This is a genomic window from Paeniclostridium hominis, assembly GCF_014306135.1.
GTDB classification, from domain to species: Bacteria; Bacillota; Clostridia; order Peptostreptococcales; family Peptostreptococcaceae; genus Paraclostridium; species Paraclostridium hominis.
In genome coordinates this window covers 1,454,261-1,468,895 of sequence record NZ_JACRWD010000001.1, presented here as the reverse complement: position 1 = coordinate 1,468,895, position 14,635 = coordinate 1,454,261, and the positions used below count along the sequence as shown (strand labels likewise).

The 14,635-nt window shown below is 25.6% G+C and carries 12 protein-coding genes; 10 read left to right on the top strand and 2 right to left on the bottom strand.

All coding sequences use genetic code 11. The features are described from left to right. Nucleotides 1–32 precede the first annotated feature (32 nt). From H8891_RS07020 to H8891_RS07000, 5 genes are all read left to right on the top strand, one after another. Nucleotides 33–1,385: an MATE family efflux transporter gene (locus H8891_RS07020; protein ID WP_147543838.1), complete on the top strand. Its 1,353-nt coding sequence runs from the start codon at nt 33–35 to the stop codon at nt 1,383–1,385. A 42-nt stretch (nt 1,386–1,427) separates the two neighbouring features. After that, nucleotides 1,428–2,270 (top strand): MerR family transcriptional regulator, encoded by an 843-nt coding sequence (locus H8891_RS07015; RefSeq protein WP_243207773.1) that lies wholly within the window; start codon nt 1,428–1,430, stop codon nt 2,268–2,270. Between the two features lie 173 nt (nt 2,271–2,443). Beyond that, complete coding sequence (locus H8891_RS07010) at nt 2,444–5,152, top strand: heavy metal translocating P-type ATPase (RefSeq protein WP_330604924.1); 2,709 nt, start codon at nt 2,444–2,446, stop codon at nt 5,150–5,152. A gap of 155 nt (nt 5,153–5,307) precedes the next feature. Continuing rightward, entirely contained in the window at nt 5,308–5,820 is a 513-nt protein-coding gene (locus H8891_RS07005) for an ECF transporter S component (protein WP_187005781.1), read from the top strand. 301 nt (nt 5,821–6,121) lie between these two features. After that, entirely contained in the window at nt 6,122–6,859 is a 738-nt protein-coding gene (locus H8891_RS07000) for a YwaF family protein (protein WP_187005780.1), read from the top strand. 544 nt (nt 6,860–7,403) lie between these two features. Here the strand turns inward: H8891_RS07000 and H8891_RS06995 are convergent. Both H8891_RS06995 and H8891_RS06990 read right to left on the bottom strand, forming a co-directional pair. Then, a complete protein-coding gene (locus H8891_RS06995; RefSeq protein ID WP_187005779.1) occupies nt 7,404–8,255 on the bottom strand; it encodes a hypothetical protein in 852 nt (283 codons plus the stop codon). Between the two features lie 281 nt (nt 8,256–8,536). Beyond that, nucleotides 8,537–9,892, bottom strand: a complete 1,356-nt coding sequence (locus tag H8891_RS06990) for an MATE family efflux transporter (protein WP_187005778.1) — start codon at nt 9,890–9,892, stop codon at nt 8,537–8,539. 170 nt (nt 9,893–10,062) lie between these two features. On the opposite strand from H8891_RS06990, the gene H8891_RS06985 reads away from it, so the two are divergent. The 5 genes from H8891_RS06985 to H8891_RS06965 all read left to right on the top strand — a co-directional run bounded on the left by H8891_RS06985 (nt 10,063) and on the right by H8891_RS06965 (nt 14,624). Beyond that, nucleotides 10,063–10,731, top strand: coding sequence for a response regulator transcription factor (locus H8891_RS06985; RefSeq protein ID WP_147543850.1), 669 nt, complete (start codon nt 10,063–10,065; stop codon nt 10,729–10,731). Then, nucleotides 10,718–11,962 carry a sensor histidine kinase gene (locus tag H8891_RS06980; protein WP_187005777.1) on the top strand — a complete coding sequence of 415 codons (1,245 nt, stop codon included), beginning with the start codon at nt 10,718–10,720 and terminating at the stop codon, nt 11,960–11,962. Before H8891_RS06985 ends, H8891_RS06980 begins: the two co-directional genes overlap by 14 nt. Before the next feature lie 148 nt (nt 11,963–12,110). After that, nucleotides 12,111–12,482, top strand: a complete 372-nt coding sequence (locus tag H8891_RS06975) for a GntR family transcriptional regulator (protein WP_187005776.1) — start codon at nt 12,111–12,113, stop codon at nt 12,480–12,482. A 4-nt stretch (nt 12,483–12,486) separates the two neighbouring features. After that, nucleotides 12,487–13,347: an ABC transporter ATP-binding protein gene (locus H8891_RS06970; RefSeq protein ID WP_187005775.1), complete on the top strand. Its 861-nt coding sequence runs from the start codon at nt 12,487–12,489 to the stop codon at nt 13,345–13,347. Then, a complete protein-coding gene (locus H8891_RS06965; RefSeq protein ID WP_187005774.1) occupies nt 13,347–14,624 on the top strand; it encodes an ABC-2 transporter permease in 1,278 nt (425 codons plus the stop codon). Before H8891_RS06970 ends, H8891_RS06965 begins: the two co-directional genes overlap by 1 nt. Nucleotides 14,625–14,635 lie beyond the last annotated feature (11 nt).

Genomic DNA, 14,635 nt, shown 5'->3' with positions numbered 1-14,635 from the left:
TTTGATTTAGGAAAAATTATAGGAGGTATAATATGGTTAAAGAATTTTTAAGTTATGCCATTCCATCATCATTGGCAATGTTTATATCGTCATTATATACTGTTATAGATGGAATTTTTGTAGGTCAAGGTGTTGGAAGCTCGGCTTTAGCTGCTGTAAATATAGTACTTCCTTTTACTGTTGTATTATTTGGAATTGCAAATATGCTAGCAGTAGGTGGAGGAGCATTAGTATCTAAAAATGTAGGTGCTGATGAAGTTGATAAAGCAGTAGATATATTTAGACAGGTATTTAAATTATTATTAATAATAAGTATAATAACAAGTTTAGTATGTATTATATTTAATAAACCTATAGTAAGAATGTTAGGAGCAACTGAGAATTTAGAGCCATTAGCAGCTGATTATCTTTTATACTATGCAATATTTTGTACACCTAACTTAGTAGGTATAGTACTTAATAGTTTTGTTAGAAATGATAATAGACCAAAGCTTGCTATGGTTTCGACTATTGCAGGAGCTATAACTAATGTAATACTTGATTATGTATTTATATTCCCTTTAGCTATGGGTATAAAAGGAGCAGCAATAGCTACGGGTCTTGGGCAGATAGTTACAGTGCTTATATTACTTCCTCATTTTATAAAGAAAAGAGGATATTTAAGCTTTGGAAATACATCTTTAGACAAAGCTACTATAAAAGAAGTTTTAAATGTAGGATTCCCATCATTTTTTGGTCAGGCAAGTTTCTCTATAATAGTATTTTTACACAATATAGCTTTATCAAACTTTATGGGAGAAATAGGTATATCAACATATAGTATAATAAATTATATAACTACAAATATATATATGGTTTTACTAGGATTAACATTTGGAGCACAACCACTTATAAGTTACAATTTCGGTAGAAGAGATTCTAAGAAAATGTTAAAGTTTTATAGCATAAACTGTAAGTGTTCACTTATAGTTAGTATAAGTGCAGCTTTAATATGTTTTGTATTTGGTAGAAGTATAGTTGGTATATTTACAACAGATGCTCAAATAGCTAAACTTGGATATCATGGTATCAAAATAGCATGTTTAGCTTATATAATAGGTAGTATAAACTTAAACACTTTAGTTTACTATCAAGCTATAGAAATACCAAAATTCTCAAATTTAATTTGTTTATTTAGATCAATGGTATTTTTACCAATTTGCTTAATAGTATTACCTAAATTATTCGGACTAAATGGTATATGGTCAAGTGTATTAGTTTCAGAATCTATAACATTTATAGTTATGTACGTAATTGCAAATGTTAAACGATACACTGCAAAAGTTATAAATGAAAATGAAAAAATAGAAAGTAACATTTCAGTAGAAGAATTTTCTAATATTTAATATAATAAAAGCTACCCTTATTTAAATAGGGGTAGCTTTTATATGTTAAAATATATTAGAGGTGATGAAATGGGGAAGTATTTATCAATTGGCCAGATGGCTAAATTAAACAATATATCTGTTCAGACTCTGAGGCACTATGAAAAAGTAGGTTTGCTTAAACCATCATATACAAATAAAGAGACAGGATATAGATATTATTCAATGAAAGATTTTAATACTATATACTTAATAAAACAGTGTAAAGCTATGGGTATGTCGTTAGATGAGATTAAAGAAGTTACAAATAACTATAAATCTTTAGAATCTATATTTGATATATTAGGAAATCAAAAGAAAATGATTAATGAAAAGATAAAAGAATTAGAAAATATTAAAAATAAAGTTGAATCTCTTGAAAATAAAATAGGATTTTCATTAGTACAAGGTATAAATAAAGTATTTGTAAAACATAATGAAGAAAGAAAATTTAAAATATATAATTATAAAGATAGATATACAGATGAATTTGAAATAAATTTAAGTAAAGTATTATTAGAAGTGGAAAGAGATTATGAAAATGTAAATGCTGAAATATCTTTTACTACATCTTATAAAGAAATAAAATTAAATGGAAATATAGTATACAACAATGTAATGATAAATTTAGGGGAAAATGTACCTTATAAAGATGAGAATATAATATCTATACCTAAAGGAAATTATTTAACTATGTATTTTGATGATGCTTATAGAGATTCAGGAAAGTATTACGATATAATTATGGACTATATTAAAAAGAATAATATAGAGCCTAAAAGTGATTTTCATGAGATATACATAATGACTAGAGTCGGGATGAATGGTAAGGAAAAGTCATTAGGTCAAATAGAAATTTTAATATAAAATTTAATAAAAGGATACCTTTAGCACTGAGTATAAAACTCTGTGCTTTTTATTTTAAAAAAAAATTTTAAAAAAACTTGTTTTAAAATACCCATAGGGGGTATAATGTAATAGAATCACTTTTAAAGTGAGAAATATTATAATAATAAATTAAATAAGGATGGTGAGGACCAGTGGATGTAAATACACAAAAAGACAGCTACCAAATAACAGGTATGACCTGTGCATCTTGTGCTAAAGCTGTCGAAAGAGCAGTAAAAAAAATAGACGGGGTAGAAGATCAAAATGTAAATATAGCAACCGAAAAAATGACTATACAGTATGATAAAAATAAGGTTAGCTTTGATGATATAAAATCTGCCGTTGAAAAAGCGGGTTATGGAATAAAGTCGGAAAATAAAAATAAAAAACTAGACATAAAAATAGAAGGAATGACGTGTCAATCTTGTGCTAAAGCGGTAGAGAGAAGCATAAAAAAGCTTGATGGAATAGAAGATGTAAATGTAAATATAGCAACAGATAGAGCAACTATAAACTATAATCCATCGATAGTAAAAATTTCACAAATAAAAGGCGCAGTAGAAAAAGCTGGATATAAAGTTGTGGATGAAGCTAAAAAGTTGGATATAAAAATAGAAGGAATGACATGCCAATCTTGCGCTAAAGCAGTAGAGAGAAACATAAAAAAACTTGATGGAATAGAAAGTGTAAATGTAAATATAGCAACAGATAGAGCAACTATACAATATGATCAGTCAAAAGTTAAAGTTTCACAGATAAAAAGTGCAGTAGAAAAGGCTGGATATAAAGTTATAGATGAAGCTAAAAAAGAAGCTATAGATGAAGATAGATTAAGAAAAGAAAAGGAATTAAAGGTATTAAAAACTAAACTTATAATATCAATAATATTTGCAATACCATTACTATATATAGCTATGGGACCTATGATGCCAAAACCATTTGGCCCACTACCTATACCAGAATTTATAAATCCTATGACTAATACTTTAAACTATGCATTAATTCAATTAATACTAGTTATACCAATAGTAGGAGCTGGATATAAATTCTACATTAATGGTACTAAAGCAATGCTTGCAAAAAGTCCTAATATGGATTCTTTAGTTGCAGTAGGAACAGCTGCAGCACTTTTATATAGTATATATACAACAATTCAATTAGCAAGTACAGATACTATGACTATGTCAGGGCATCATCATCAATTATACTATGAAAGTGCAGGTATAATAATAGCTTTAATATTATTTGGAAAATATTTAGAATCAAGATCTAAAGGTAAAACTTCAGAAGCTATAAAAAAACTTATGGGACTTCAACCAAAGACTGCTATAGTAGTTAAAAATAACGAAGAAATTGAAATACCTATAGATGAAGTTGAAGAAGGAGATATAATAGTTGTTAAGCCAGGTAGCAAAATACCTGTAGATGGTGTAGTTATAGAAGGACATACATCAGTTGATGAATCTATGTTAACTGGAGAAAGTATGCCAGTTAGTAAAAAAGTTGGAGATAGGGTAACAGGTGCAAGTATTAATAAAAACGGAAATATAAGATTTAAAGCTGATAAAGTTGGAGATGATACAGCATTAGCTCAAATAATAAAATTAGTAGAAGATGCACAAGGGACAAAAGCTCCTATAGCAAAATTAGCTGATACAGTATCTGGATATTTTGTACCAGCAGTTTTAACTATAGCTGTAATAAGTGCTCTAGCTTGGTTTTTCATAGGTGGAAAAGATGTAGTATTCTCACTTACAATATTTATATCAGTATTAGTTATAGCGTGTCCTTGTGCACTAGGGCTTGCAACACCAACAGCTATAATGGTTGGTACTGGTAAAGGTGCAGAAAATGGTATATTAATAAAAGGTGGAGAAGCATTAGAATCTGCTCATAAAATAGATACCATAATATTTGACAAAACAGGGACTATAACAGAGGGTAAACCTGTTGTAACAGATATAATAACTACAAATGTAGTAAATGAAAAAGAACTTTTACAAATTGCTGCAAGTGCAGAAAAAGGATCAGAACATCCACTTGGAGAAGCAATAGTAAAAAAAGGTGAGGAAGAAAAAATAGAGTTTTTAACTTTAAGTAACTTTAATTCTATAACAGGTCACGGTATAGAAGTTACAATAGATAATCATCAAGTATTACTTGGTAATAAAAAACTTATGAATGACAGAAATATAAGTTTAGAAGATTTACACATACAATCAGATAAGTTAGCTAGTGAAGGTAAAACACCTATGTATATAGCAATAGATAACAATATAGCTGGTATAATAGCTGTTGCAGATATAGTTAAAGAAAGTAGTAAAAAAGCAGTAGAAAGGTTACATGATATGGGAATCAAAGTAGCTATGGTTACTGGAGATAATCAAAAAACAGCTAATGCAATAGCTAAAGAAGTAGGAATAGACATAGTATTAGCAGAAGTATTACCAGAAGATAAAGCAAATGAAGTTAAAAAACTTCAAGATGTAGGAAACTTTGTAGCTATGGTTGGAGATGGTATAAACGATGCTCCAGCATTAGCAAAAGCAGATATAGGTATAGCTATAGGAAGTGGTACAGATGTTGCCATAGAATCTGCAAGTATAGTTTTAATGAGAAGTGACTTAATGGATGTTCCAAATGCTATTAAATTAAGTAAAGAAACTATTAAAAACATTAAACAAAACTTATTCTGGGCATTTGGATACAACACTATAGGTATACCAGTAGCAGCAGGAGTATTATACTTATTTGGTGGACCACTTTTAAATCCTATGATAGCAGCAGCTGCTATGAGTTTAAGTTCAGTTTCTGTTGTTGGTAATGCACTAAGACTTAGAAATTTCAAAGCATATAAATAAAATTAAAGCTACCTAATTTTAGGTAGCTTTTTTATTAGTTAAAAAAATTGTACTTGTTAAAAAAGAAATTGTATGGGTACAAATATTATTGAGTCTTTAAATATAATTACTTATAATTGATGATATAAGGACTTGTTATTGGGAGGTATAATAAAATGAACAATGAAACGAAAAAAATTGTACTAAATGGATTAATGATAGCATTAGTATGTATAGCAACAATGACTATTCAAATTCCTATGCCAGGAACGAATGGTTATGTTAACATAGGTGATAGTGTAATATTTATATCATCAATTTTATTTGGGCCTGTAGTAGGTATGATTGCAGGAGGAATAGGTTCAGCATTAGCAGATATTTTAAGTGGATATGAACACTGGGCAATATTTACTCTTATTATAAAAGGATTAGAAGGATATGTAGTAGGAATTGTTATAAGAAATCACTATACTACTATAAAAAGTTTATTTGCAACAGCTTTAGGAACTATAACTATGGTAACTGGATATTTTTTAGCTGGAATAATCTTAAAAGGAAGCATAATAATTTCAGCAGCATCTATACCAGGTAACTTAATTCAAGGAATAGTATGTATGGCTATAGCTATTTTACTTTCACATTCTTTAGCAAAAGTAAAATATGTTAAGACTTTTAAAGCTCATTCTTAGTATTTAAGTCATATAAAATATAAATTATTATTAAAATAATTTTAAGTAAACATGTTAATAAATTATAAATAAAAAAGACAGGTCTTAAACCTGTCTTTTTGAGTAGTAGAAGAATTTAAATGCATATAAAAGCTTTTCTTTTTGTTTTAATTATATAAATATAATATAGAAATATTTAAGTAATCAAAAAAGTATTTGAAAAACGTCCATGATAGATTATAATAGGTTAGTATAAATAATATTGAAGATACACAATCAACGTGCAAATACTTATGCAAATAATTGACTTAAGGAGACTTACATGGATAAACTTCATTATTTTTTTAGAAAATCTATAGGACAAAATCATTTTGCTACATTTGGCAAATTACATCTAATTATATTAAGTATAGCTTTATTAGTTAGCATGTTTATTATTATAAGAAAAGAAGAAAGTAGAGTTTTTGAACTTTTTGTTGGAGTTGTTTTATTATTTCAACAAATAGTATTATATTTTTGGTATTTCAGAGAAAATTACCATCCACTACAAGAAGGATTACCTTTATTTCATTGTAGAATAGCTATAATTACTTTATTGATAGGATTAATCTTTAAAAAAGATTTTATGGCTAAGATGGGTTCTTATTGGGGAATTTTTGGATCACTATCAGCTATATTATTTCCAGCGCTTGACCCATTTTCATTTCCACATATAACTCAATTTTCATACTTTATAGGACATGTGTTTTTACTTTGGGGTTCTATTTATCTATTATTTGTAAAAAATGTAGGAATGAATAAATATGAATTTAAGAAAATAGTTATCATAACAAATATATATCATGCATTAATATTTATTCTAAATCATATAATAGGATCTAACTATGCATTTATGAGTACATCTCCTATCGGTATAGGAAACAATTTAAATCCATATTTATATGGTCTTATAGTTATGATGATATTTAATATAATTTTAAGTTTAGAATATATAATTATCAATAAAAAACAAGATAAAGAATTAGAAGAATGCTATGATGTGGAAGTTTTAAATACTTAAATTAAAAGGTATGTCATAAAAAATGACATACCTTTTTTAAACTTCAAATTCTTTTTTATTAATACATCTAAATAATGTACTTCTACTATGACCAACCGCCCATATACATACCAATGTTAAACAAAAGGCAATGCCTAGATCCATAATATTTATCATGGAAAAGCAAATACGCATAAGTATCATATAGCAAATACCCATAAAAACTATGTAATTAACGCTAAACAATAAATCTACCATTTTTTCATGCCATCCATACAAATATAGTCTACGAGATTTAATAAGGTTTCTACCCAGATGTTTAATTTCTGAAAATATAGTTTTAATAGAATAAATAAGTATTGAAATTGAAAGCACACTTATACTATATGGAATTTTATAGATAAAGATAATAACACCTGAAAATCCTAGAATAAATAAAGCTAATAATATTTTTTTCAATATATACTTTATAAACATAAATGCAATTATACATGCTATTATGATTAAAATTATTTCCAAAAACTTCACCCCTTTTAAACTTACTGTAAAAACAATTCAATATATATTATTTTCTAAAATTTAGTAAATACTCATTTTTTACAATATTTATAATAAATGATATAAAAATTGTTAATAAAGAAAAAAACAAACCAAGCATTAAAAATAAAAAAATATATAAATTAATCTTAAAAACAATACTACTTGTAAATATATTAGACACCCCTAGTATCTTACCTAAAAATGTAATTACAAAAACAACAATAAAACAAACTAATAAACCCTTAAAACTACCTTTTAAATCTGCCAAACTTAAAGTCATATGAGTAGATATAGAATATATTAAAAATAACATAATCAAATGATTTACATTAAAAATATAATCAAAGGAAAATATAGTCTTAAGTAATAAAAAAACATCATGACCTAAAAGGTCAAAAAAGCCTGAGTAATTAGATGATTGAAGATAATTAGTATATAAACCTATATTCATATAATTTAAAAACATAGTATAAATATTATTAGAGAATATAATGAACAATAGCCATATAGTTAAAGTTCCCAAAATCATAGGAGCAATACCTATAAAGAAATTTCCAACCTGCTGATAAATACTATTAGGATTATAAGTGCTTCTAACAAAGCCCAATATACCATCTTCTTTATATTTTCTAGGTCTAAACAACTCAATTTTAACTATTTTATGATTAAATATCAAAGCCATAATCAGATGACTAACTTCATGTACTACAGTACCTATAAAGCCTGTAAAAATTATAAACTTTTCTCCTAATGATCGTTGAATTAACTGATTATTTTTATTTTCAATTACATTAAAAATAAAACCAAATATCACAAAAATTCCTAAAATACTAGCTAAATTAGCAAAACTATCTATTAAAATATTAAAAAAAATCATAAATCCTACCTCATCTTTTAATAATATAAGTAGATTTTACCATAATATAAATACTTTTAATAAAATATCTTTGATAAAATCAAGTCAACTTATATATAAGAATCGATTGTTATACAATATTTTAGAGAAAATAAGATACAATTAGAGAGAAAGAAGAGATAATATGGAAGATATTTTATAATAGAGGATGAAAAAGTTTTAAGTATAAAAATACAAGTTATAATTAATATAGCCTAGGATTAATACAATTAATATTAACACTAGGCTAAAAGTGTATTTAATTAAAAATCACGAGTAACATCATGTATCCATTTACCTCTGGCAACCCTAAATGCACCAATGAAGCTTTTTAGTATTTCATCACTTCTAATAATTAAAAATACTAAAACTATAGGAAGTTTTAGAACAAAAGCAGCTATAAAACCTAGTGGAATAGCGATAAACCATAAAAAACTCATTTCAAGCAAAAATACAAACCTATTATCTCCACCACCTCGTAATATTCCCATTAAAATATTAGCAGATAATGCTCTAAAAATTGAAACTATAGAAGTTGCTATCATAATTTCACAAGCAATAGCTTTAGTGTCATCAGATATATTATATAAATTAACTGCTATAGGTCGTAAAAAGTAAATTGTAAGACCAGCTAAAATTCCCATAAATATACTAAGTATACAAATAGTATTTGCATATTCCATAACCTTTTTTTTGTCTCCTTCACCAACAGTATTTCCAATAATTACAGAAGATGCACTTGATAATCCATGTATAAATAAAGTTGCAAATTGATTTACAACATTATTTATACTATTTGCAGCTACAACATTTGTACCCATTCTAGCTACTATAATACAAATCATAGAAGATCCTATTGCCCAAAAAAATTCATTAAGTATTATAGGTGTAGAAACTTTTATAAAATCTTTAAACATTACTTTATCTAATAATTTAAGATGTTTAAATTTAAACTTTATTTTACTTTCAAACTTAGACATAAATATTAAAATAACAAGAATTTCACTACACCTAGATAAAACAGTAGCAATAGCAGCTCCAGCTACTCCTAATGAAGGAAATCCTAAATTACCAAATATTAAAACCCAGTTTAAAAATATATTAACAACCAAAGCCACACTATATACTAAAAGTGATATTTTAATAGTTTTAACAGATCTAAGTATTGTTATGGTACAACTTGTTAGAGCATAGAGTATATAACCTAAAGAAATTATTCTTAGATATGTTGCACCTTCAACAATAACTAATTTATCATCTGTAAATATAGATATTAGTTGTTTTGAGAAAAAAAATGATATAAAAGTAAAAAAAATAGCTAAAAGGAGACATATTCTATACATTATAGCCATAATTTTGTGAATTGACTTTATATCTTTTTTTCCAAAGTACTGAGCTCCCATAACGCTAGATGCACTACCAACACCAAATATTATAACTGCTAGTATAAAAAATATATTATTTCCTATAGCTGAAGCAGACAAGCTAATTTCACCAAGTCTACCAAGCATAATAGTATCAACCATACTAATAGCAAAGGTTATTAGATTTTGAGTAGCTATTGGTAGTGATATGCTGAATATAGATTTATAAAATGAACTGTCTCTTGTTAATGTCAATAAAAACTCAGTCCTTTCTTAAAAGTCTCTTTATTAGCTTTTCATATATGTTAAAATTAATTCATAAATGGTAGTAATATATTGTTGTATAATAAAGGTAGTTCATGATAAATTCACATAAAAGTTGTAAAATATAAATAGTAAATTGAAGTAATAATAGGAGATTGATAATGAAAAATAAAAATATATTAGTAATAGAAGATGATAATAATATACAAGAACTTATAGTAGAATTTTTAACAGCAGAGGGATATAATGTAAAATCTGCTAATGATGGACTTGAAGGTATACAAGCTTTTAAAAAAGAAGAATTTGATTTAGTTATATTAGATGTAATGATGCCTAATTTAGATGGATATGGAGTTTGTAAAATGATAAGACAATCTTCAAATGTTCCAATAATATTTTTAACTGCACTTAATCAAGAAAGTGATCAAATAAAAGGTTTTGATTTAATGTGTGACGATTATATAACAAAACCATTTTCATTTACACTATTAATGAAAAGAGTAGAAGCAATTCTTAGAAGAACTAGTAATGAAAATGAATCAAATATATTGAACTTTGAAAAATTGACCCTAGATTTAGATACTTATCAAGTTAAACTTGGAGATAAACCTATAGAACTAACTTTAAAGGAATTTAATATATTAAAAACTTTAATAGAGAGTTATCCACAAGTCGTAACTAGAGAAAATTTACTAGATAGTGTTTGGGGATATGATTACTATGGTGATACAAGGGTTGTTGACGCACATATAAAAAATATAAGAAAAAAAATAGAATTACCATATATAAAAACAGTGAAAGGAATAGGGTATAGTCTTGACAAAAATTAGAGATAAATGGGATGATTTAGCAATAAATAGAAAAATATTTATAATAATAACAACTCTATCTATTGGTCTTATAGTAACTATATATCTAATTTTATCTCTTTTACTTCCATCATATTATGAAAGGTATAAAATAAAATCCTTGGACAATAGACTTATGATTTTATCAGCTAAATCACAAAATCATAATTTAATTAGTTTAAAAGAAGATTTATATAGATTATCACAAAGTGAAAATGTGGGAGTGTTATTAAGAGATGCTAGAGGTGTGGTTGAATATGGAAATAAAGAATTATCATTTTTACCATATTCAAATAATATAAGTGATTCTTATAAAAATCATAAAAAAACTATAGTATTATATATAAAAAATAGTAAAATGCCATATTATCTAGATACAAGCATGCCTTTACAACCAGTAGATGAAGCAACTACTGTAATACTTGATTTAATGCCTATAATATTATGTGTAGCTATAGTTTTATCTACTATAACATCTTATGTATTTTCAAAGTGGATAACAAAGCCACTTATAAACATTATAGAAAATGAAAGAATGCAAGAAGCTAGAAGAAAAGAATTTATAGCTACAGTATCGCATGAACTTAAAACTCCGATAACAATAATAAGTGGACAACTAGAAGGTATGATTTATAACGTAGGAAAATATAAAGATAGAGACACTTACCTAAAAAAATCTTATGAATCTACTCAAGAGTTAAAAACTTTAGTAGAAGAAATGATACAGGTATCAAAATTTGAAATAATAGAAAAAAAGCCTGAAACTAAAGAAATAGATTTATTCAATTTAATAAATAGACTTATAAAAAGACAAATATACTTGATAGAAGAAAAAGAAATAAATTTAGATGTGAAAATGGATAGTGAAGTAGTTGTAAAAGCAGATGAAGAGCGTATAGCAAAGGCTATAAATAATTTAATAAATAATGCTATTAAATATTCACCACAAAAGGCTGATTTAATAATAAGATTATATAAAAAAGAAAATCCAATCTTAGAAATAGAAAACACAGGAGTTACAATAGATGAAAAGCATAAAGATAAATTATTTAAGCCTTTTTACAGGGTGGAAAAGTCGAGAAATAGAAAAACTGGAGGTAGTGGTTTAGGCTTATATATTGTAAGTCAAATACTTAGAGAGCATGGTTTTAAATATAATATTAAAAATGGAAAAGATTCTGTTATATTTACCATAGAATTTAACAAAGATTAATATTATCTCGATCCTTTGAGCGTTAAGTTCAAGGGATTTTTTATTTGTCCACTAATTTTCTTAAAAATTAGTGGACAAATAAATACTAACTGTATATACTGATTATATACAGTTAGTATAATATAAACAATTGATGAAAGGAGCAAATATGAATATAATAATTTCTAACTCATCAGATATTCCTATATATCAGCAAATAGTTAATCAAATGAGAGAAGCTATAATATCTAACAATTTAGAACAAGGTCAAAGTTTACCTTCTATAAGAAGTTTAGCTAAAGATTTAAATATAAGTGTTATAACCACAAAAAGAGCATATGAAGAACTTGAAAGACGAGGGTTTATAGATATAGTACCCGGTAAGGGGAGTTTTGTTGCTATATTTAAAAAAGAATTAGTATATGAAGAAAAGGTAAAAGAAATAGAAACTAAGGTTGAAGAAATTATTGAAATATCAAGAATGATAAATCTTAGTAAAGAAGAAATTATTGAAATATTTAATGTAATTTATGAGGGGTGATAAAATGCTTAGGGTTAAAAATGTTAGTAAAAGTTTTAAAAATTTTAAATTAAAAAATATAAATCTAAACCTAGAAGAAGGCTTTATAATGGGGATAATTGGGCCTAATGGTTCAGGAAAAACTACACTTATAAAAATGATAATGGGACTTATTCAAAGTGATAGTGGAAGTATAAGTTTATTTGGTAAAAGTATAGAAAAAAATCCTATAGATATAAAAAATGATATAGGGTTTGTATATGACAGTTTAGATTTTTATGATCATTTAAAAGTTAAAGATTATAAAAAGATAAATTCATTATTTTATAAAAACTTTGAAAGTAATAAATTTGATTATTATTTAGATAAATTTAATATAAATAAAAATTCATATATAAAAACTTTATCAAAAGGTCAAAGTAGTAAACTTATGTTGACTAATGCACTTAGTCATAATGCAAAACTTTTAATATTAGATGAGCCAACAGCAGGACTTGACCCAATAGTTAGAAAAGAATTTCTAGGGTATTTACAAGAGTTTATAGAAGAAGGAAGTAAAGGTGTAATTATATCAACTCATAACACAGAAGAACTTGATAAAATAGCAGATTACATAACTTTTATTAATAATGGGGAACAAGTTTTTAGCACAGATAAAGAAACACTAAGGGAAAACTATAAGATTATAAATGGAACTAAAGAGCAAATAGATAATATGAATAAAAATGTAGTTGGAAAGAAACATTTAAAATACTACAGTGAGGCTTTAGTTAAAATAGATGAAAGCATGAAACATTATAACGAAATAAAGGATATGAACAATGACAAAATAAAATCACCTAATATAGAAGATATAATGTATTACTATGTAAAGGGGGAGAGTTAATGATTAATTTAATTAAAAAAGATTTTATAGTTAGTATTAGGGGAGAGGGTATACGTAATATAAAATATTTATTAGTATTTTTATTTATGTACTTTTTTTTAAACTCAGCATCATATTATATAACTCCAGTTTTTATAAGTTATCTTATAGTAGCTAATACTTTTTATAATGATTATAAATCAAATAATATGAACTATATAAATAGTATACCAGTAAGTAAAGAAGACATAGTATATTCAAAATATATATTAGCTTTTATAGTTATAATTTTAGTAACTACTATATGTAGTTTGATTAATTTTATACTAGAGCCAATATTTCATAGAAGTAGCGTTTTAAATGATATATATTTTTCTTTAAGTATATTTATATTAATAATATCTATAGTTTTACCTATGTATTTTAAGTTTGGGTATCATAATATAAGAAACATAGCAGGGGGATTAAGTGTAGTTATATTTTTTATAGCATTTATACCTATGGATATGATAGCTACAATGATATATCATTCAAGTATATCAAATGAATCAAGTTATATTTCATTTTCAGGTTCTTTTAGTAACTTATTAAATTTTTTAGTTAACCAATTTAGAGTTATGAATATAAGTATGCCGATTATAGTTATGACAATATCTATTATATTTATACTATCTATGTACATATCTTTAAAAATTATAAATAAAAAAAATAATAAAATAAAAACTAATAAATTTATAAAGCTATCATTTATTATAATTATAATATCTACATTATTTGTTTTAGGAAACAAATTTATATTTAAGAATTTAATACATGAAAATGATTATTTAATAAAAAATGATTTTGAAATTGATATAAAATTAAATAAGAAGTATGAAACTAAAAATGGTCTTAAATTAAGATTTAAGATAGAAAATCCAACTAAATATACATTTAGATTAGAAGAATCTTATATAACTTTTGATATGTATAAAGATAAAAATAAAGAGATGATGACAAATTCACCACTAAAGATTGATATGAAATATCCATTTGAAGAAAGTGATATAAACTGGCCACTATTTTCTAAAGGCATAAAGCCTCATAGTTATACATACATGGAATATACAATACCAAAGGGATTAAACTTAGATGATGATTATTTTTCACTAGATTCAATTGTATATGATATAGAGGGCCAATTTGTAGTTGATTTACCATTTACAGATGGAGGATATATTACAATAAGACCTGATTTTAATATGGGAGGATCAATGAGTGAAGTATCTTTATCAGAATTAAATAAAGATAATAAATAAAATATAAAAAT

Coding starts and splice junctions, on each gene's coding strand:
- H8891_RS07020 (WP_147543838.1), top strand. CDS start 33: ATGGTTAAAGAATTTTTAAGTTATGCCATTCCATCATCATTGGCAATG.
- H8891_RS07015 (WP_243207773.1), top strand. CDS start 1,428: ATGTTAAAATATATTAGAGGTGATGAAATGGGGAAGTATTTATCAATT.
- H8891_RS07005 (WP_187005781.1), top strand. CDS start 5,308: ATGAACAATGAAACGAAAAAAATTGTACTAAATGGATTAATGATAGCA.
- H8891_RS07000 (WP_187005780.1), top strand. CDS start 6,122: ATGGATAAACTTCATTATTTTTTTAGAAAATCTATAGGACAAAATCAT.
- H8891_RS06995 (WP_187005779.1), bottom strand. CDS start 8,255: ATGATTTTTTTTAATATTTTAATAGATAGTTTTGCTAATTTAGCTAGT.
- H8891_RS06985 (WP_147543850.1), top strand. CDS start 10,063: ATGAAAAATAAAAATATATTAGTAATAGAAGATGATAATAATATACAA.
- H8891_RS06975 (WP_187005776.1), top strand. CDS start 12,111: ATGAATATAATAATTTCTAACTCATCAGATATTCCTATATATCAGCAA.
- H8891_RS06970 (WP_187005775.1), top strand. CDS start 12,487: ATGCTTAGGGTTAAAAATGTTAGTAAAAGTTTTAAAAATTTTAAATTA.
- H8891_RS06965 (WP_187005774.1), top strand. CDS start 13,347: ATGATTAATTTAATTAAAAAAGATTTTATAGTTAGTATTAGGGGAGAG.